22 protein-coding genes are annotated in these 17,503 nt (G+C 61.9%); 10 read left to right on the forward strand and 12 right to left on the reverse strand.

Annotated features, from left to right (window positions below; genetic code table 11):
• The 6 genes from Q0859_RS05820 to Q0859_RS05845 all read left to right on the forward strand — a co-directional run bounded on the left by Q0859_RS05820 (position 1) and on the right by Q0859_RS05845 (position 5,309).
• Positions 1-642 carry an SDR family NAD(P)-dependent oxidoreductase gene (locus Q0859_RS05820; RefSeq protein WP_299148512.1) on the forward strand — a complete coding sequence of 214 codons (642 nt, stop codon included), beginning with the start codon at positions 1-3 and terminating at the stop codon, positions 640-642.
• A gap of 15 nt (positions 643-657) precedes the next feature.
• The gene (locus Q0859_RS05825) at positions 658-1,320 is read left to right on the forward strand and encodes a methyltransferase domain-containing protein (protein WP_299148514.1); all 663 of its coding nucleotides are present in this window, start codon (positions 658-660) and stop codon (positions 1,318-1,320) included.
• A 108-nt stretch (positions 1,321-1,428) separates the two neighbouring features.
• Positions 1,429-2,211, forward strand: coding sequence for a 5'/3'-nucleotidase SurE (gene surE / locus Q0859_RS05830; RefSeq protein WP_299148516.1), 783 nt, complete (start codon positions 1,429-1,431; stop codon positions 2,209-2,211).
• A complete protein-coding gene (locus Q0859_RS05835) occupies positions 2,208-2,855 on the forward strand; it encodes a protein-L-isoaspartate(D-aspartate) O-methyltransferase (protein WP_299148518.1) in 648 nt (215 codons plus the stop codon). Before surE ends, Q0859_RS05835 begins: the two co-directional genes overlap by 4 nt.
• Before the next feature lie 69 nt (positions 2,856-2,924).
• Complete coding sequence (locus Q0859_RS05840) at positions 2,925-4,115, forward strand: peptidoglycan DD-metalloendopeptidase family protein (protein ID WP_299148520.1); 1,191 nt, start codon at positions 2,925-2,927, stop codon at positions 4,113-4,115.
• A 168-nt stretch (positions 4,116-4,283) separates the two neighbouring features.
• Entirely contained in the window at positions 4,284-5,309 is a 1,026-nt protein-coding gene (locus tag Q0859_RS05845; protein ID WP_299148522.1) for a Hint domain-containing protein, read from the forward strand.
• Here the strand turns inward: Q0859_RS05845 and Q0859_RS05850 are convergent.
• The 4 genes from Q0859_RS05850 to Q0859_RS05865 are packed head-to-tail and all read right to left on the reverse strand — an operon-like array spanning position 5,306 to position 7,812.
• Positions 5,306-6,148 (reverse strand): ATP-binding protein, encoded by an 843-nt coding sequence (locus tag Q0859_RS05850; RefSeq protein WP_299148524.1) that lies wholly within the window; start codon positions 6,146-6,148, stop codon positions 5,306-5,308. The two genes, Q0859_RS05845 and Q0859_RS05850, sit on opposite strands and share 4 nt — an antisense overlap.
• On the reverse strand, positions 6,145-7,092 hold the full coding sequence (locus tag Q0859_RS05855) for a twin-arginine translocase subunit TatC (RefSeq protein ID WP_299148526.1): 948 nt from the start codon (positions 7,090-7,092) through the stop codon (positions 6,145-6,147). Before Q0859_RS05855 ends, Q0859_RS05850 begins: the two co-directional genes overlap by 4 nt.
• Positions 7,093-7,095: 3 nt before the next feature.
• On the reverse strand, positions 7,096-7,560 hold the full coding sequence (gene tatB, locus Q0859_RS05860) for a Sec-independent protein translocase protein TatB (protein ID WP_299148527.1): 465 nt from the start codon (positions 7,558-7,560) through the stop codon (positions 7,096-7,098).
• Positions 7,561-7,563: 3 nt separating this feature from the next.
• Positions 7,564-7,812 (reverse strand): twin-arginine translocase TatA/TatE family subunit, encoded by a 249-nt coding sequence (locus Q0859_RS05865; protein WP_299148529.1) that lies wholly within the window; start codon positions 7,810-7,812, stop codon positions 7,564-7,566.
• Positions 7,813-8,026: 214 nt separating this feature from the next.
• Here Q0859_RS05865 and Q0859_RS05870 point away from each other — a divergent pair, with 214 nt between their 5' ends.
• Entirely contained in the window at positions 8,027-8,329 is a 303-nt protein-coding gene (locus tag Q0859_RS05870) for a hypothetical protein (RefSeq protein WP_299148531.1), read from the forward strand.
• A 1-nt stretch (position 8,330) separates the two neighbouring features.
• Positions 8,331-9,002, forward strand: coding sequence for a YafY family protein (locus Q0859_RS05875; protein WP_299148532.1), 672 nt, complete (start codon positions 8,331-8,333; stop codon positions 9,000-9,002).
• A gap of 58 nt (positions 9,003-9,060) precedes the next feature.
• Here Q0859_RS05875 and Q0859_RS05880 read toward each other — a convergent pair whose 3' ends face one another.
• The 6 genes from Q0859_RS05880 to Q0859_RS05905 form a co-directional block, all read right to left on the reverse strand.
• On the reverse strand, positions 9,061-9,396 hold the full coding sequence (locus tag Q0859_RS05880) for a Lin0512 family protein (protein ID WP_299148535.1): 336 nt from the start codon (positions 9,394-9,396) through the stop codon (positions 9,061-9,063).
• The gene (locus Q0859_RS05885; RefSeq protein WP_299148538.1) at positions 9,393-9,737 is read right to left on the reverse strand and encodes a Lin0512 family protein; all 345 of its coding nucleotides are present in this window, start codon (positions 9,735-9,737) and stop codon (positions 9,393-9,395) included. The genes Q0859_RS05880 and Q0859_RS05885 overlap by 4 nt, the downstream gene beginning before the upstream one ends.
• Complete coding sequence (locus tag Q0859_RS05890; protein ID WP_299148540.1) at positions 9,734-10,819, reverse strand: ABC transporter ATP-binding protein; 1,086 nt, start codon at positions 10,817-10,819, stop codon at positions 9,734-9,736. The genes Q0859_RS05885 and Q0859_RS05890 overlap by 4 nt, the downstream gene beginning before the upstream one ends.
• 36 nt (positions 10,820-10,855) lie before the next feature.
• Entirely contained in the window at positions 10,856-12,211 is a 1,356-nt protein-coding gene (locus Q0859_RS05895; RefSeq protein WP_299148542.1) for a sodium:proline symporter, read from the reverse strand.
• A gap of 156 nt (positions 12,212-12,367) precedes the next feature.
• Positions 12,368-13,495 carry a DNA alkylation repair protein gene (locus tag Q0859_RS05900; RefSeq protein ID WP_299148544.1) on the reverse strand — a complete coding sequence of 376 codons (1,128 nt, stop codon included), beginning with the start codon at positions 13,493-13,495 and terminating at the stop codon, positions 12,368-12,370.
• Positions 13,495-14,274 carry an SDR family oxidoreductase gene (locus Q0859_RS05905; RefSeq protein ID WP_299148546.1) on the reverse strand — a complete coding sequence of 260 codons (780 nt, stop codon included), beginning with the start codon at positions 14,272-14,274 and terminating at the stop codon, positions 13,495-13,497. The genes Q0859_RS05900 and Q0859_RS05905 overlap by 1 nt, the downstream gene beginning before the upstream one ends.
• Before the next feature lie 154 nt (positions 14,275-14,428).
• On the opposite strand from Q0859_RS05905, the gene Q0859_RS05910 reads away from it, so the two are divergent.
• Together Q0859_RS05910 and Q0859_RS05915 are read left to right on the forward strand one after the other, a co-directional pair.
• Positions 14,429-15,415 carry a Hint domain-containing protein gene (locus Q0859_RS05910; protein ID WP_366523178.1) on the forward strand — a complete coding sequence of 329 codons (987 nt, stop codon included), beginning with the start codon at positions 14,429-14,431 and terminating at the stop codon, positions 15,413-15,415.
• A 45-nt stretch (positions 15,416-15,460) separates the two neighbouring features.
• Positions 15,461-16,132, forward strand: coding sequence for an FkbM family methyltransferase (locus Q0859_RS05915; RefSeq protein ID WP_299148549.1), 672 nt, complete (start codon positions 15,461-15,463; stop codon positions 16,130-16,132).
• 124 nt (positions 16,133-16,256) lie between these two features.
• Here the strand turns inward: Q0859_RS05915 and Q0859_RS05920 are convergent, their stop codons facing one another.
• A complete protein-coding gene (locus Q0859_RS05920; RefSeq protein ID WP_299148551.1) occupies positions 16,257-16,970 on the reverse strand; it encodes an MgtC/SapB family protein in 714 nt (237 codons plus the stop codon).
• Positions 16,971-17,059: 89 nt separating this feature from the next.
• A complete protein-coding gene (locus tag Q0859_RS05925; protein ID WP_299148552.1) occupies positions 17,060-17,425 on the reverse strand; it encodes a nuclear transport factor 2 family protein in 366 nt (121 codons plus the stop codon).
• Positions 17,426-17,503: the final 78 nt, after the last annotated feature.

A 17,503-nucleotide genomic window follows, 5' to 3' on the forward strand; every position in this document is an offset into this window, starting at 1 on the left:
ATGACCAAAACCGCTCTTATCACGGGTGCGTCACGGGGCCTTGGGGCCGCGTTGGCACTGGCCCTTGCCCCCACCCATCACATCATCGCTGTGGCCAAGACCACAGGTGCCCTCGAAGAACTGGATGACCAGATCAAGGCACTTGGCGGCGCGGCGACACTTGCGCCCATGGACATCACCAACGAGGCCGCGATGCAGACACTGTGCCGCGGGATCTATGACCGGTGGGGCCGCCTTGATCTATGGGTCCACGCCGCCATCCATGCCGCCCCGCTTGCGCCGGCGGGCATGATCGATGCCAAGGATATGGCCAAGTCGGTGAACGCCAACATGACCGCTACCGCGACGCTGATCACCTATATGGCACCCCTTTTGGGCACGGACGGTGCTGCGCTATTCTTTGATGACACGACCTCGGGCGCGCCGTTTTATGGCAGCTACGGGGCCACCAAGGCCGCGCAGATCGCGCTGGCGCGCAGTTGGCAGGCCGAAACGGTCAAAACCGGGCCGCGTGTCCATATCGCGACGCCCCACCCGATGCCCACGGCCACCCGCGCCCGCTTCCATCCGGGCGAAGACCGCGCGGCCCTGACCGACCCCAAAATCGAAGCGGACCGCATTCTGGCGGAATTCAACGGTTGATCACACCACGCAAGCGTGGCCCAATGGGACATGTTGCGCCTTCTGCCCCGCTTTGATCGCCCCCGCAGCGCTGCCCAGTCAGGCGCGTTGCAAGCGATCTATGACGCTGCCGCCACCGGCTGGCAGGACGGGATTTCCAAACTGGGATTTATCAACGCCTACGCCCAGTTGATGCGCAACGCACCCTCACCCGCCACACCGCCAAAGGTGCTGGATGCGGGCACAGGCACCGGCGCATTTGCGCAGGCCTGGATCGACGCGCATGGCACACCCGCAACGCTCACCCTGACGGATATCTCGCGCGCCATGTTGCAGGTCGCGGCCACCAGACTGCCCGCGACACAAGTGCTCACCATTGGCGTGGGGGACGAGGTGCCACACGTGCCGCCCCAGGACATCGTGCTGTGCGCGCATGTCATTGAACATCTCGACGACCCCCATGCCGCCCTCACGTGGCTGCGCGACCGATTGCGCCCGGACGGTACGCTGATCATGGCGATCTCCAAGCCGCACTGGTGTACGGCGCTGGTGCGCTGGCGGTGGGGCAATGCAGCCTATACCCCCGATAAAGCCCACGCCATGCTAAAGGCCGCCGGGTTCACCGCAATCAGCGCGCATCCCTTCACCAGCGGCCCGCCCTCGCGGGTCTCTTATGGCTACATCGCGCAGCGGGCGTAACCTGCACGCAACGCTCGCTTGCCTGTCTTCCAAAAAAGTCCATCCGAGAGGCTCCCGCAGTTGCCCCGCACACCGCCGCTGCCCTACTAAGGGACAAAGGGGCAGCACATGCGCATTCTCATCACAAATGACGACGGTATTTCGGCACCCGGACTGGCGGTGCTGGACAAGATCGCCCATGACCTTGCAGGCCCGGATGGGGCCGTGTGGACTGTCGCGCCCGCCTTTGAACAATCGGGCGTCGGCCACTGCATCAGCTACGCCCGCCCCTTTATGATCCAGGAGATCGGGCCAACCCGCTTTGCTGTCGAAGGCAGCCCGGCAGATTGCGTTCTGGCCGGATTGCACCAGGTGCTCGACACGCCACCAGACCTGATCCTGTCGGGGGTGAACCGCGGGAACAACTCTGCCGAAAACGCGCTGTATTCCGGCACGCTCGGGGCGGCCATCGAAGGGGCGCTTCAGGGCGTGCTCTCGATCGGGCTGTCGCAATATTTTGGGCCTGCGAACCGGGCCCTCCCGGACCCGTTCGAGGCCTCTGCTGCCCATGGTAAAGCGGTGGTTGAGCGGATTATTGCCGCCACCCCACTGGTCCAACCGGGGTATCAACTGTTTTACAATGTCAACGTGCCGCCCGTCGCGGCCGCAGACGTCAAAGGCATCAAGCTGGTGCCCCAGGGACTGCGCCCCGGCACGGGCTTTCACACCGAGGCGGCGACCTCGCCCACAGGCCGCGACTATCTGTGGATCAAGGGCGGCAATCAACAGGTTCAAACCGCACCCGGCACAGATGCAGAGGTCAACCTTGACGGCTACGTCTCTGTCACGCCGATGCGCGCGGATCTGACAGCGCATGACATGCTCACCCAATTGCCCGGCATCACCACATGAGCGAGCCCGACCTTGCCACACGCAAAATGCAGTTCCTCTACGCGCTGCGCTCGCGCGGGGTGACGGACAAACGGGTGCTCGGCGCAATGGAAGAAATCGACCGGGGGCCCTTTGTACGTGGGCTTTTCGCGGATCGCGCCTATGAGGATATGCCGCTGCCGATTGCCTGCGGGCAGACGATCAGCCAGCCCTCGGTTGTGGGGTTGATGACACAGGCCCTGCAAATCACGCCACGCGACAAGGTGCTCGAAATCGGGACCGGGTCCGGCTATCAGGCCGCGATCCTCGCCAAACTGGCGCGCCGGGTCTATACGATCGACCGGCACCGGCGGCTGGTGCGCGAGGCGCGCGCGATCTTCGAAGACCTTGATTTGCATACGATCACCGCCATCACGGGCGACGGCTCGCACGGGTTACCCGATCAGGCCCCCTTTGATCGGATCATCGTCACAGCCGCTGCCGAAGACCCCCCCGGCCCCCTGCTGGCCCAACTCAAAGAGGGCGGGATCATGGTGCTGCCCGTGGGTCAGTCAGACGCGGTGCAAAGCCTGATCCGGGTCCACAAGACCGCGACAGGGCTTGAGTATGACGAATTGCGCGATGTCCGCTTTGTCCCGCTGCTCGAGGGCTTGGGCAAAGAATAAAACTGGTGTAGAACAGGGCCAAACCGGTAACGCCCCCGCCTACGAGGGGCCCGGCAGAGGACGATGCAGATGACCCGATATTTCCCCGCACGCCGTGGCGCGCTGTTGATGGCTACCTGCGGGGGGCTTGCGCTGCTGGCCGCCTGTGACACACCGCTTGATTTCGACCTGCGCGGCCCGGATGGCGGGTTCAACACCCGCGAGGCGGTGCGCAATGCAACAACGTCGCGGCCTCAGGCGGATGATCGAGGTGTGATCTCCTATCCCAACTATCAGGTGGCGGTGGCGCGGCGCGGTGACACGCTGGCGGATGTGGCAAACCGGGTGGGCCTGCCCCCGGCCGAACTTGGGCGCTTTAACGGGGTGTCACCGGATGTGCCCTTGCGGACCGGCGAAGTGATCGCCCTGCCCCGCCGCGTCAGCGAGCCCTCTCCGGCGACAGGGGCCATCGGCACAGGACCGATCCAGCCCGGCGCGGTCGATGTGACCACCCTTGCCGGGTCCGCCATTGACAATGCAGCCCCCACCCCTGCGGCCCCCGGCGTGGCCACAACGCCCCTGCCCCAAACGGGTCAGGAGCCGATCCGCCACCGGGTTGAACGGGGCGAGACCGCGTTTACCATCGCGCGGCTTTATCAGGTCCCGGCCAAGTCGCTGGCCGAATGGAATGGGCTTGGCGCCGACTTTGCCGTGCGCGAAGGGCAGTTCCTGTTGATCCCCGTGGCCCGCGCAGCCGCCCCCGCCCGCGATAGTGACACAACAGCGCCCGGCACCGGGTCACCCACACCACTGCCCCCAAGTGCCGCGCAGCCCCTGCCCGAAGATGATACCGCCAATCCACCCGCCGCCACGCCGGACCCGGCCAAACCTGTCGCGGATGTGGGCACAACAACCGCGCCCGCACAAACCTCGGACATGGCATTCCCCGTACAGGGCAGCATCATCCGCGACTACGCCAAGGGTCGCAACGAGGGCATCGACATCAAGGCCGCCCCCGGCACCCCTGTCAACGCCGCCACCGACGGCACCGTCGCGGCCATCACCAAAAGTGCGGACGGCGTGCCCATCGTCGTGGTCCGCCACCCGGACAACCTGCTGACCGTCTATGCCAATGTAGCCGATGTGAGCGTATCCAAGGGCGATGCCGTCAAACGCGGCCAACCCATCGCCAAATTGCGGACCAATGATGAGGACGCATATGTGCATTTCGAGGTTCGCGACGGCTTTGACAGCGTGAACCCCGGCCCCTACCTGCAATAAGGCAGTTCCGGGGCAACTGTGGCCGGATGCCTACTCTGACGTGCAGATCCGCCGCATTTGCCTAAAAATGACCTTTGATTTAGCTCAAACGGCACCGTACGGCCCCATCTACGCCCTGTTGCGCATTCAGAAACAATCCAACGAAAGAGTTTGGATTGGTTTCACGTTATGGCCGTTTTCTACGCCTACACCTTTGCTCTGCGGGGCACGCAGACCACGATTGACGGCGCACCCGTCGACTACGCCTTTGCGCCCAATGGCACGTGGAGCTACTCGGGCAACACCACCTATTTTGTGGTCGAGGAGAATGATGGGGCAACCCTGTTCAACGGTGACGGCGACACCAATGAATTCGTCGATGTAAACGACCGCATTGGCGGCACGTGGGAACAGACCGCGGTGGTCGACGGCGTCGAGCGCCAGATCATCTGGGACTACACCTTCGAGGTGACGGACGGCACGACCACATGGCGCATTGGCGTCATTGACGTGGACCTCAACAATGACAACGACGTGCAGGACGCGGGCGAAAACGGTTACTTTCTGGTTTTTCCCGATGGCATGCCGCCCCCCAATACCGACCTCACCACCGGGGCCATCGTCGAAAACGATGACAGCACGCCCCACCTTGGCCTTGGCGCGCAAGTGGTGTGCTTTACCACTGGCACATGTATCGAAACGCCCGATGGGCCGGTGCGGATCGAAGACCTTGCGCCTGGCGATCTGGTCCTGACCGCATCTGACGGCCCGCGCCCCATCCTTTGGGCGGGCAGCACCACGGTGGCCGCCAACGATGCACTCGCCCCCATCGTCATCACTGCCGGGACGCTCGGCAACGACCGCGATCTGGTGGTCTCTCCGCAACACGCGATCCTGTTGGACGACTGGCGGGCCGAATTGTTCTATGGACAGGATCAGGTGCTTGTGCGCGCAGTCGATCTGCTGAACATGGACGGCGTCTATCGTAAGGTCGGCGGGCGGGTCACCTATTGTCATATCCTTCTGGACCAGCATCAGGTGGTGCAGGCGCATGGGGTCTGGAGCGAAACACTCTATCCCGGCGCTGTGGCCATGGGGGCCGTCAACGACGCAGCGCGTGCGGAAATCGAACGCCTGTTTCCCGATATCGCGACGTATGGGCCGATGGTTGCGCCCTGCCTGCGTGGGTATGAGGCGAAGCTGCTGGCCGCTTAAAGGGCGACGCCTCTCCGCCCTGCAAGGTCACAGAAATACTGCCACGCCACCCGCCCCGAACGGGACCCACGGGTGGCTTGCCACTCAATCGCCTCGGCCCAGAGCGTATCGTCGTCAATCTCGACACCGTAAGCGGCACAATAGCCCCGGATCATCGCCAGATACTGGTCCTGATCGCAGGCGTGAAAGCCCAGCCACAAGCCAAACCGATCCGACAGCGACACCTTCTCCTCGACCGCTTCGGAGGGGTTGATCGCGCTGCCCCGCTCGTTTTCGATCATGTCGCGCGGCATCAGGTGGCGCCTGTTGGACGTGGCATACAGGATTACATTGTCAGGCCGCCCCTCGATCCCGCCATCCAGCACCGCCTTGAGGGATTTGTAGTGCTGATCGTCATGGCTAAAGGACAGATCATCGCAATAAAGGATAAACTGCGCGTGCCTGCCTTCGCGCAGCATATTCAGCAAACGGCCCACACTTGGCAGGTCCTCGCGGTGCAGTTCAACGATCTTGAGGGTGGGATATTCAGCTTCAAGCGCGCCATGTACCGCCTTGACAAGGCTCGATTTTCCCATACCACGCGATCCCCAGAGCAACGCGTTGTTCGCAGGCAAGCCCTTGGCAAACTGGCGTGTGTTGGCCAGCAACGTATCGCGCGCCCGGTCAACCCCGACCAGCAGATCAAGCGGTATGCGGGCAACATCCGGCACAGGCACCAATCGGTCGGGGCCCGTTTGCCACACAAAGGCGCGCGCTGCATCAAAATCCGGCACGGGCATCGGCGCGGGGGCCATCCGCTCGAGCGCGGCGGCGATGCGGTCCATGGGGTCGTCAATCACTTGGGCGAGTCCTCGGGCAGATCGCCAAGGTCGTCTTCGTCCTCATCATCGAAATAGCCTTCGGCGCGCAGCTTGGCATCGCGTTTCTTTTCGACACTGCGCACAAGGAAGATCGAAATTTCGTAAAGGCCATAGACCACGGTGAACAGGATGCCTTGGGTGATGACATCAGGCGGCGTGACCAACGCGGCCAGCACCAGAATGCCAACCATCGCGTATTTGCGCACATTGCCCAAACCCTCGGAACTGACCAAACCCGCCTTGCCCATCAGCGTCAGCAGCACGGGCAACTGGAAACACAACCCAAAGGCCATGATGAATTTGAGTGTAATATCAAGGCTTTCGTTGACCTTTCCGAAGAAGGTAATGCGAATGCCATCCTCCGTCACAGGGGCAATGCCGCTGATTTCAGACAAGCCACCATCGGGTGGCAACGGGGTCGCGCCAGTGCCAACAAAGCTGCCCATGAGGTCCGCAATGATCGAGGGCACATCGGCGAACCCAAGGAAGAAGGCCATCGCGAGCGGTGTCACCACGAAATGCGCGAACGACGCGCCCAGGATGAACATCACCGGTGAGGCGATCAGAAACGGCAAAAACGCATTTTTCTCCTGCCGGTACAGCCCCGGTGCCACAAAGCGCCACATCTGATAGCCAATCACCGGAAAGGCGAGCGCAAAGCCAAACACCATCGAAATGCGAAACAGCGTGAACAGGTATTCCTGCGGGCTGGTGTATTGCATCGTGGGTGACGGATCACCCAACTCGCGCAGCGTCGCCTCGATCGGTTCGAGCAGGAATTGCAGGATCGGTTCGGCCACGGTGAAGGCCAGCACGATGCCGACGATGAACGCCATGACCGAGCGGATCAGCCGGGTGCGCAACTCGGCCAGATGCTCGATCAGGGGGGCCGTGGAGGCGTCGACGTCTTGGGTATCGCTCATGGCTCAGGTGTCTTTCGCAGGGTCTGCGGCGGGCGGCGCGGCGGCCTCCAGCTCTTCGGCCTTCTTGAGGGCGGCTGCGGCCTCCTTGGCCTTGCGCTCGGCCTGCGCACGGGCGGTGGCGGCCTGAATTTTACGCGCATTTTCAGCACGTTCCGCGGCCATCTTGCCCGTCTCGCTTTCGGGATCAAGATTGCTGAGTGAGGACGTCACATCGCGCGCCGCATCCTTGACCCCGTCCATGGCAGACCCGACCGGGTTGGTCGCTGTCTTGATCGTTTTCTGCAAGTCACGCACGCCGGATTCGTCCGCCGCCTGGTTCATGGCTGACGAAAACTCGCGCGCCATGCCACGGGCCTTGCCCACAAACCGGCCCACCTGTCGGAACACCATCGGCAGATCCTTGGGCCCGATCACGATCAACGCCACGATCCCAATGACCAATAACTCGGTCCAGCCGAGGTCAAACATCTGTTAAACCTTGTCTTTTTCGACGTTCAGGTCCGTTTTGACGTCCGTATCCGTCGCCTCAGGCGTGATGTCCTTGGCCTCTTCGACCTTCGCGGCCTCCAGCTCGTCATTGCCTTCGCTCACACCTTTTTTGAAGCTGGTGATGCCTTTGCCGACTTCGCCCATCAGGCTCGAAATCTTGCCACGGCCAAACAGAACCAGAACCACAACCGCAATTAGCAGCAGGCCCGGAAGTCCAATATTGTTCAACATGAAATCTTCTCCATTTTCGTGCAGCGGTCATGCCGCCAGTCGCGCTCCGTTTTAGGGGCAAGTGCCGCGCGCGCAAACCCATTGCGGCAGGCAAACCGCGCGAAACCCGTATGCTGACCGATAAATTTGGGCTGGCGTGGATTCAACTGACAGGTTAATGTCAGTTGGACTCTGCCATACCCACCCCATCGCAACTTTGATGAGGGATATCTCAATGACCACCACCGCTGAAATCGTGACGTTCCGCTTGAAACCAGACACTGACACAGCCGCCTTTGTGAAAACGGCTCAGGGGTTGATGCCATTCCTGACCGGCACCGGTGACATGATCGCCCGCACGCTCAGCTGTGATGCGGACGGGCTGTGGACCGATCACATCACATGGACCAGCCGGACTGCGGCTGATGCTGCTGCAAAGGCCATGTTCGAACGCCCCGAGGCCGGCCCGTTCATGGCGTTGATTGAGCCTGCGGACATGGTCATGCGCCACGCAGTCGTTCACTTGCGTCCGGACTGACATGCGCCGCACCGACCGCCTTTTTGACATCATCCAGATCCTGCGCGACGGGCAATTGCACCGCGCGCAGGACATGGCGGAGGCGCTTGAGGTGTCGGTGCGCACGATTTATCGCGACATGGACACGCTTGTGGCCTCCGGCGTACCCGTGCAGGGCGAACGCGGCGTCGGCTATATGATCACCGAAGCGATCAGCCTGCCCCCGTTGACGCTGACGGCCCAGGAACTTGAGGCGCTGAACCTCGGCATGGCCATCGTCGCCCAGGCTGCGGATGACGACCTGAAAGCCGCCGCCACAAGTCTCGCGGACAAAATCGACGCGGTACTGCCCGAACGCACGGTCGCCGACGCGGACAAATGGAAATTCGCGGTCTATCCCTTTGCCGATGCGGTGCGCGGCTTCGCCCAGATGCCGACGCTGCGGGCGGCCATCCGGGCACGGCAAAAGCTGCGCCTCACCTATCACTCCAAAGGCGACCGGATCACCACACGCACCATCCGCCCGCTGCATATGGAATATTGGGGGCGGGTCTGGACGCTCACGTCATGGTGTGAATTACGCAATGATTTTCGCGTGTTCCGGGTCGATCTTATTCAATCTGCCGAAGCGTTGCCGCAGATGTTCGTGGATGAACCCGGCAAACGGCTGAGCGATTACGATCCGAATTTGTAACCACCACGGGGGTCGGCGGGCGGGCGCTTTTGCGCCAGCAAACAGAGCCGCCCGGCGATCAGCGCACAGGCAAAAACACCTCAAGCGCGGCCACGGCCATCACATGCACCTCGCCTGCGACCGGAACATCCAAACCGCCCTTTTCCACGACGACCTCAACCGATCCATAGGGCAAGAGCCCGGCGATCACCGCCACATCGACCGCTTCGGGCCGTGGCACGCCGACATGGACGACGACGCGCATGGTATCACGCTCCACATCCAGCGTCCTAAAGATCGGCAGGGACGCGCCCTGCAACGCCTGCTCGACCGCACGTCGCGCCGCTTTGGTGTCGTCGCGCCCGTGCAGATCAACGCCTTGGGCCATCTCAATGATCAACCGCTGCCCGCTCATGCCGCGCCCTCCACCGACACGATCAGCGCGGCTTGCGCCATCACCGTCGGATTGCCCACACCTTCGGGGCGCACCACATCCAGACCACCCTTTTCGACCACAAAGGATGTGGCCCCATAAGGAAAAACCTCAGCCAGAACAGAGACATCCACCTGATCGGGCCGGGCGCATCCAATGCGCACCTCAATCACCATATCCTCTTTGGATACGCCCATATATTCAGCCAGATTGATCGAATTGCGCCACAGAGCCGCCCTGACTGCGCGCGCAGCGGCTTGCGTGTAACTGCCCCGCCGCAGCGACGTCCCGAACCCGAATTCCACAATCATTGGTCCACTCATGGGGCCTCTCCACTTTCAAAAACGAAACATTTGTCGCGCCGGATGCGCAGCCACATCACCGTGTCCGCAGGGGGCAAAAACACGCCGGGCACTGTGGATTTGATAACAGCTCCGGTGTCATCCATGCGGAACTCAATCAGGCTCTCGTTGCCCATGAACCGCGCGCGGATCACATGGGCACGCGCAGCGGTGCCTTCGGTCGGGGTGGGTCCGGGCCCGACCCCTGCACGGTCAAAGTCGATCTTGACGTGTTGGGGACGAAACACAATGTCCACGCGCGTCCCATCCGGCAGGCCGGGGGCCAGAAAACGGCCAAAGGGGGTCATCGCCAGCGCGCCTTGAACCACGGAGCACAACCGATTGGCGTCACTGAAAAACGCGACTGAGGCGCGATCGACGGGGCGCGTGTAGACATTATAGGGCGCGCCACGCTGCACGATCACCCCATCGCGCATCAGCGCGATTTCATCCGCCATGCGCATCGCCTCATCCGGTTCATGCGTGACCAGCAAGACCCCGGTATCCTCTTCCTTGAGGATCGCGAGGGTTTCGTCGCGAATGCCATCGCGCAGGCGGTTATCAAGACCCGAAAACGGCTCGTCCATCAGCATAATCCGGGGGCGCGGTGCAAGCGCGCGCGCAAGCGCAATGCGCTGCTGTTCCCCGCCCGACAGCTGATGTGGAAAGGCGTCGATAAAGCGCGACATGCGCACCCGGTCCAGCATTTCCTCGACCCGGGCGCGCTTTTCAGCCTTCGATCCGCTCAGCCCATAGGCGATGTTACCAGCCACGCTCAGATGCGGAAACAGCGCAAAGTCCTGAAACATCAGCCCGATCTCGCGCCGCTCGGGGGGGACGCGGAACCGTGTGTCACAGATCAACGCACCATCGACGTAAATCTCGCCCGAATCCTGCATCTCAACCCCGGCGATCATACGCAATGTGGTGGACTTGCCGCATCCCGACGGGCCAAGCAGACAGGTCACCTGCCCCGGCTGAATGGTCAGGCTGACGCCATCGACCACGCGGCGTCCTCCGAAACTGCGGACCAGATTGCGAATTTCAAGCCGAGGGGCAGTCACGTCACGTCAATTCCCGATCAAAACAGTCGGGAGGTATCAGGCACGGCGCGCGCCCGCAAGCACTGCCGCAAATCCAACCAAAAAAACCATGACGCAGATCACCAGCAGCTGCTCGTATTTATGTCCCTCGGGCAGCAGCGCGGCAATGCTTGGCCAACCGCGCGCGAAATAGGCGAAGGCCCCAAGGATCGCAGCCCCGAACGCGACCCCATAAGACCAGACCGGCACCGCACGCCCCATCACGAGGCCCACAATCAGCACGGGCGTCAGAAACATCGAAGCCGTACCGCTGACCGCCACCGCGTCAAACAGCGTCGCATTGCCCCAAAGCGTCAGCGCCGCCCCAAGCGCCATGAACACCCCCATCACGGCCCGCCCGCCTGCGAGCGAACGGGGCGCTGCGCGCAGTTCTTCGACCACCAATCGGGCGGCCGAGGCCAGTGCCGAATCCAGCGTCGACATGGCCGAGACCAACAATGACACCATCAGCAATGCAAAGACCCACGGCGGGAACATCCCCGCCCATGTGCCGATCAACTCACCTTCATATTCTGCGCCCACAAGGCTGGCCTGTATCCCGAAAAAGCCAAATCCAATGATACACAAGGTGGACAGCCAGAACGCGTGCACAAATGATCGCCGGGTCGTGGCCTCATCCGCCAGAAACCCGCGATCCATCATCACGGGGTCATGGGCCGGATAGGAAAACACCTGCAACAGCGCGACCACCAGCAAAACCCATCCGTTATAGGCCCCCGCCGTGCCCGGCGCGCTCAGCACCGCACCCCATGAAAAACCGGGGCTGAGGATCAAAAACACGAAGGCGACCACAAACACGATCAGAAACACCGCCATCTGCATGACATCCGTGCGCAGGGCCGCACTCAAGCCGCCCCACGCCGCATAGGAAAGGCCGACAATGGCCACCAACACAATGGCATAGGTCGCACTGCCCGCAATCACGGCACCTGCGATCAAACCGACGACCAGCAGATTGGAAAAGACTTCGGACAGCAGGCGCAGCCCGATCACCACGTTATATGTACCCGTCCCGATCATGCCAAAGCGCGCACCCAGCCAGTCCTGAACCGACCCTGCCCCACCGGCGCGCAAGCGGGTCACGATAAAACCACCCGTCAGGAAACTGCCGTAATAGGCCGCATAGGCCAACGTGCCCGCAATCCCGTAGAAATAGCCCAAAATGGCCGCGTTCATCAGACTGCGCGCAAAAATCCATGTGGTGACCTGGCTCAGGACCAACACCCACAATCCCGGTGCCTGCACCCCGGCACGGCCCACAAAAAAGCCCTCGACCGTCGCGCGGCGGGGTGCGGCCAACACACTGATCACAATCAGGAATACAAAGCTGGCGATCAGAATGGTGGGGGACATGGATGTACTCTCGCAATGGGTTTTTTTGCGCGGCCTAACAGGGCAAAGGCCCGCACGCCAGCACGGCCACACAAATGTGATGGAACGGCTTCGGGGGACGGTGGGTGGGTGCCTTTTGAGCATCGCTCAAAACAGACCAGCCTCCGACCGCCCGCATCAGGTGATCTCGAATGCCGCCTCGGCCCGGTCCACGCCGTTCACCTGCACCATCACCGCATGCGCACCGGGATACAGCGCAAACGTGGTGGCGTTGGCCTTCAGCTTGTGGACCTTGCGCAAGACCAGAGGGATGCCCGGCGCAACCTTGCCCACCTTCAACTTGAACACTTTTTCGCCCGTCTTGCCGCCGGGGCGCGCAAAACGGATGCGGTAATCCACCAACACGAGGGCCGCTTCGGACGTGGTGATCGTGACCTCAAAGTCCAGCGGATCACCCATTGCGACGACAGGGGTTGCCACCTCAAGAGCCACATCCACGGCAACATCGCGCGCATAGCCCAACATCGCCATCGCGCCGGGATGCCCGTCCTTGATCAGCGTGCGCAAGGCATGGCGGCGCATCCAGTCCAGCTCTTTCGGGGATTGCTTGCCTGCCTTGTCCCACTTGGCCAGACGGTCCAGCACCGTTTGGGGGTCGTCCTTGGCCACGTCATTCAGATGGTTCGCTACCGACCGGGTGACAAAGCGGGTCTGATCGCCGTGCAGCGCATCCAGCAGCAGCAAGGTTTGCGCCCCGCCCACCTCGACCTTGCGCGCCCATGGCAGCTTGGGCCTTGTACCTTCGCTGACCAGACGGCGCACATGATAATTGTCGCTTCGCGCCCAGATCGCCAGCCGGGCCAGCACCTCGTCCGGCCAGCGGTTCAGGAAGGGACGGATATAGAACTCCATCGAAAACCGCTGCGTGGCCGCATGCAGCAGATCAAGGGCGCGGTCGCGGTGATCTTCAAGCCCATGACGCACCGCCAAAACCCCCGGCACCGCATGGATGAAGCGGCCAAAGTCATCGTCGCGCAAGGTGGGGTCAAGTGGTGCGGGCATGGCCGCCTCCAACTGATCCGCCATGGTTGGGAAGTCGGCGGCCAGATAGGGCTCAACACAGTCCGCGAACCAATCCAGACACTCCATCAACGTGCGATCCGCAATCCCCGACAACGCCGCCGCGTGAAAGGCGGCGTGATCGAACCCCGGAACTCCGGCTGCAAATTCGCCCGCCAGATCACCCAAGGACTCTGCGTTAAACAACTGGTCCTTCAATGAAAACGTGGCCGGGGCGCGGGCCATCAGATCGTGGCCACCGTCGCACCGCCATCCAAGAGCAGGTTCTGACCCACAATGAACCCCGCATGTTGCGAACACAGGAACGCGCAGGCTGCGCCAAACTCTTCGCGCGTGCCATAGCGCCCCGCCGGGATCGTGGCCGCGCGTTGGCTACGGGCCTCGTCCAGCGTGATCCCTTGGGCCTTCACCACTCCGCCATCCAGCGCGTCAGCCCGGTCCGTGGCGTGAATGCCCGGGAGCAGGTTGTTGATGGTCACGCCGCTGCCTGCGACCTGCCGCGAGGTGCCCGCGACATAGCCCGTGAGGCCCGTGCGCGCCGCATTGGACAGCCCCAGAACCGCAATGGGAGCCTTGACGGATTGCGAGGTGATGTTGACCACACGGCCCCACCCCCGGTCCATCATGCCCGGCACCAGCGCCTTAATCAGCGCGATGGGGGCCAGCATGTTGGCATCCAGTGCTGCAATGAAATCGTCCCGATCCCAGTCCGTCCACATCCCCGGAGGAGGGCCGCCCGCGTTGTTGACCAGGATGTCAGCGTCACCCGCTGCCGCGATCAAGGCCGCCTGCCCTTGGGATGTGGTCACATCTGCGGCGACGGTCGTCACCTCAACGCCGTGGGCATCGCGAATGGCTTGCGCAGAGGCTTCAAGCGCCTCAGCACCGCGCGCGTTCATCACCAGCGACACGCCCGCAGCCGCCAGCGCCTCGGCACAGCCCAAACCCAATCCCCTGGAGGACGCGCACACGACCGCCCGCTTGCCCGAAAGTCCCAGATCCATCACGTCTCTCCTTGATCGTTGTTGTCCCATCGGTAACGGGCTGTTCACACAAGCGCCAGTAAAACACCGGGGCGTTGACCGGATCGTGCCACAATTCTAGATTACACCGTCGGCGAACAGGACCAACAGACCCATATATATGACCCAAGCCCACTTGCCCCCCACCCAAAATCTGCCTGTCTTTCAGGCCGAAGCCTTTGTGGTGAGCGAGGGTGCAAATCTGGGTGATGCCATCGGTTGTGCGGACGATTTGATGCTCGACGATGTTTATACGCTGTCCAGTGCTGCCGAAACCGATCGCCTGACATTGAACGTCATTGATGACACGCACTTCACTGTGGCCGATACCAGCGCCCGCGGGCAGCCGGGCAATTCGGTCCACCTCGACTGCGCCGCCACGTTCATGTCGCCGGATGGGCAAACAACCGATACCCTTGTGCTTGTCGAGGTCGACATGATGGGTCACATCGCGCAGACCTACCTGTTGCCGATGGCGCGGCTGGCACCGCGGACCAACTATGCGCTTGTGGGTATCGACACGGAAAACCTGCGCACCCGCATTGCACACCTGACCTGCGCGCGGTTCACACGCGGCACCCACATCACGCTGGCCTCGGGCGCACAAACCCCGATCGAGGATTTGCGCGTGGGCGACCGGATCCTCACCCGCAATGACGGCGTGCAGGCCATCCGCTGGATCGGCGAAGCGACCGTGCGGGCGGTGGGTGATTTCGCCCCAATCCGCATCCGCGCGGGCACGCTGAACAATGACCGAGATCTGATCGTCTCGCCCGACCACCGCCTGTTCATCTACCAGCGCACCGATCGCTTGGGGGCAGGCCGCTCCGAGTTGCTGGTCAAGGCGCGCCATCTGGTCAACGGCGAGACGGTGATCGTGCAGGATGGCGGCTTTGTCGACTATTTCGAGCTGCTGTTTGATACCCATCAGATCATCTATGCCGAAGGGATCGCAGCGGAATCCATGCTGATCGACACGCGCAGCGCGCCCGTGGTGCCCACCGAAGTCAGCGCATTGCTGACTGCGCACACAGATGCCGGGCTGTCCGGCCTTGATGTGACGGAGACTCTGCTCGATCGCCCGGATGCAGTAGAGATCCTGCGCCGCGCCTCGACCCGGTAATGCAGTCAGCAGCGTTCATGCAACCCTCAGGACACGGGCGGCCCCATGGCTCTTTTTGAATTTGACGATGTCTCGCTGGATGTGCCCGACGCACTTCTGGACAAGAAACTGACGCAAAAGATGTCGTCCAAGGATTATGAGGGCCCCGAAGCGCGGGCCGTGCGCATGCGGGTTCAAAAGGATCACCGCGTGCTCGAACTGGGCGGCGGCATTGGCTATATCAGTTCGATCTGCGCCCAGATCACCGCCCCCCAGAACGTCACCACGGTCGAGGCCAACCCCAAGACCGTCGACGTCATCCGCCAAAACCTGAACCGCAACGGGGCGAACACGGCGCGCGTCATTCACGGCGCGGTTATCGGCGGGTCCATTGGCAGCGATCACCTCTTGTTCCGTGTGGGCCGGGTCTTTTGGGGGTCGTCCATCGCCGACGACACCGCGTCCCCCGAAGATGTGGTCGAGGTGCCGACCCTGCTGCTTGCCGACCTCTTGGAGACCTATCGCCCCCACGTGGTCATCATGGATATTGAAGGGGCAGAGCAGTCGTTGTTTGACCAGCCGTGGCCCCGATTTGTCCGCCATGTCATCGTCGAACTTCATCCGCGAAAATACGCACCAAGTGTGATCAAAAAGATCGTGGATTGCATGTCACAAACCAATCTGACCTACGATCCGGGCTGTTCGACCGGGGCGTTGTTGGCGTTTCGGCGGGCGTGATTTGTGGTTGTAAACGACGCACTCGGGCACACTGCCCTCTTTGGAACAAGCGGACCGACCCAGGCAGTGTGATGGTGTTTCGGGTCAGGCGACCTTCTTTGACCATAACCAGTACAAGTCACCACTAGACCCTGCTGGCCCCCACCCGCTCCCAATGCAGGTTTGACACTCGCGGATCGCGCAGCAAGGGCATCAGACTTTGGCGCAGCGCCTCTTCGCCGCGCGTGCCAGCACATATGATCACTTCGAGCAGAACGCGCTCGGCCTCCTGTTCCCGCTCCAGTCCCAGCAATCGGAAACCGGGGGTGGATGGGATCTCTGCGGCCAGATTGCGCACCGCGCCTTCATCACTTGGCGCGCAGGACAGCGTCACGTGAAACTCGACCGATGCATCGTGCCCCGATTTGGTCAGACGCGAAAACCACGTTACCACGGGGCGCAAACCGATATTGATGAACATGATGATGCCGGTCATCGTCAGCGCAATCAGATACGCACCTGTGCCACACATCAAACCGACCGCCGCTGAACACCACAGGGTTGCTGCCGTATTGAGACCATGGATGGTAAACCCATGACGAAACATGATGCCCGCACCCAAAAAACCGATGCCCGACACCACCTGCGCAGCCACGCGCGTGGGGCTCATATCATCCGGAAACAAGGCCGCAAAGACAACAAAACCCGCAGCCCCCACGGCGACCAATGCGTTGGTGCGCAGGCCCGCCATCCGCCGCCGGATCTGACGTTCCGATCCAATCATAGCACCGCAAAGCATTGCTGCCAAAAGGTTCAACGCCGCCGTGTGCGTCAGAATACCTATCGCCATTTCGTCCATCGCCCATCCTCCACCGCGCAGGCTTGCACGGTGGGGCGAGATACGGCAACCGACATTCTACGGCGGTTCGATCACAATCAATCGACCCTTCAGGTTGGATAGAAAAATTCTTCGCGTGCAATTTTCCCGTCGGCAACAGTGTAAAGCGCCACCTCTTTCATATCGCTGACCTCGCCGCTTTCCTTGTGCTTGACGGTCAGTTCAAAAATGACGGCAAACCGGTCGGGGCCGTGCATCATCGGCTCAGAGATATCACCGCCCTGCATTTCAAACGTGGCGTCCCACCACGCGTGCTTGCCGGCAATTGCCTCAAGCCCCTTGGCCTCGCGGCCCATGCCGTTGTCAGTGGCCTCAACCGACACGGCATCAGGGGCATAGAGCACCTCCAGATTGGCTTGCGTCCGGTTCTCGCGGCAGCCTGCTACAAGTTCTGTGGCTATTTCATTCAAGTTCATCGGGGCACCCTCCATAGATGTGATGCTTATGGTATAGCACTCGCCCCTGCCATATTTTGTCAGCACCCCTTCAAAGCT

The organism is uncultured Tateyamaria sp., from assembly GCF_947497045.1.
Classification (GTDB): domain Bacteria; phylum Pseudomonadota; class Alphaproteobacteria; order Rhodobacterales; family Rhodobacteraceae; genus Tateyamaria.

Bases quoted from the DNA above. Each gene is read 5' to 3' on its own strand.
- Q0859_RS05925 (WP_299148552.1), bottom strand. From the start codon at position 17,425: ATGAACTTGAATGAAATAGCCACAGAACTTGTAGCAGGCTGCCGCGAG.
- Q0859_RS05835 (WP_299148518.1), top strand. From the start codon at position 2,208: ATGAGCGAGCCCGACCTTGCCACACGCAAAATGCAGTTCCTCTACGCG.
- Q0859_RS05845 (WP_299148522.1), top strand. From the start codon at position 4,284: ATGGCCGTTTTCTACGCCTACACCTTTGCTCTGCGGGGCACGCAGACC.
- Q0859_RS05855 (WP_299148526.1), bottom strand. From the start codon at position 7,092: ATGAGCGATACCCAAGACGTCGACGCCTCCACGGCCCCCCTGATCGAG.
- Q0859_RS05820 (WP_299148512.1), top strand. From the start codon at position 1: ATGACCAAAACCGCTCTTATCACGGGTGCGTCACGGGGCCTTGGGGCC.
- Q0859_RS05875 (WP_299148532.1), top strand. From the start codon at position 8,331: ATGCGCCGCACCGACCGCCTTTTTGACATCATCCAGATCCTGCGCGAC.
- Q0859_RS05865 (WP_299148529.1), bottom strand. From the start codon at position 7,812: ATGTTGAACAATATTGGACTTCCGGGCCTGCTGCTAATTGCGGTTGTG.
- Q0859_RS05870 (WP_299148531.1), top strand. From the start codon at position 8,027: ATGACCACCACCGCTGAAATCGTGACGTTCCGCTTGAAACCAGACACT.
- Q0859_RS05885 (WP_299148538.1), bottom strand. From the start codon at position 9,737: ATGAGTGGACCAATGATTGTGGAATTCGGGTTCGGGACGTCGCTGCGG.
- tatB (WP_299148527.1), bottom strand. From the start codon at position 7,560: ATGTTTGACCTCGGCTGGACCGAGTTATTGGTCATTGGGATCGTGGCG.
- surE (WP_299148516.1), top strand. From the start codon at position 1,429: ATGCGCATTCTCATCACAAATGACGACGGTATTTCGGCACCCGGACTG.
- Q0859_RS05915 (WP_299148549.1), top strand. From the start codon at position 15,461: ATGGCTCTTTTTGAATTTGACGATGTCTCGCTGGATGTGCCCGACGCA.
- Q0859_RS05895 (WP_299148542.1), bottom strand. From the start codon at position 12,211: ATGTCCCCCACCATTCTGATCGCCAGCTTTGTATTCCTGATTGTGATC.
- Q0859_RS05900 (WP_299148544.1), bottom strand. From the start codon at position 13,495: ATGGCCCGCGCCCCGGCCACGTTTTCATTGAAGGACCAGTTGTTTAAC.
- Q0859_RS05905 (WP_299148546.1), bottom strand. From the start codon at position 14,274: ATGGATCTGGGACTTTCGGGCAAGCGGGCGGTCGTGTGCGCGTCCTCC.
- Q0859_RS05880 (WP_299148535.1), bottom strand. From the start codon at position 9,396: ATGAGCGGGCAGCGGTTGATCATTGAGATGGCCCAAGGCGTTGATCTG.
- Q0859_RS05920 (WP_299148551.1), bottom strand. From the start codon at position 16,970: ATGGACGAAATGGCGATAGGTATTCTGACGCACACGGCGGCGTTGAAC.
- Q0859_RS05840 (WP_299148520.1), top strand. From the start codon at position 2,925: ATGACCCGATATTTCCCCGCACGCCGTGGCGCGCTGTTGATGGCTACC.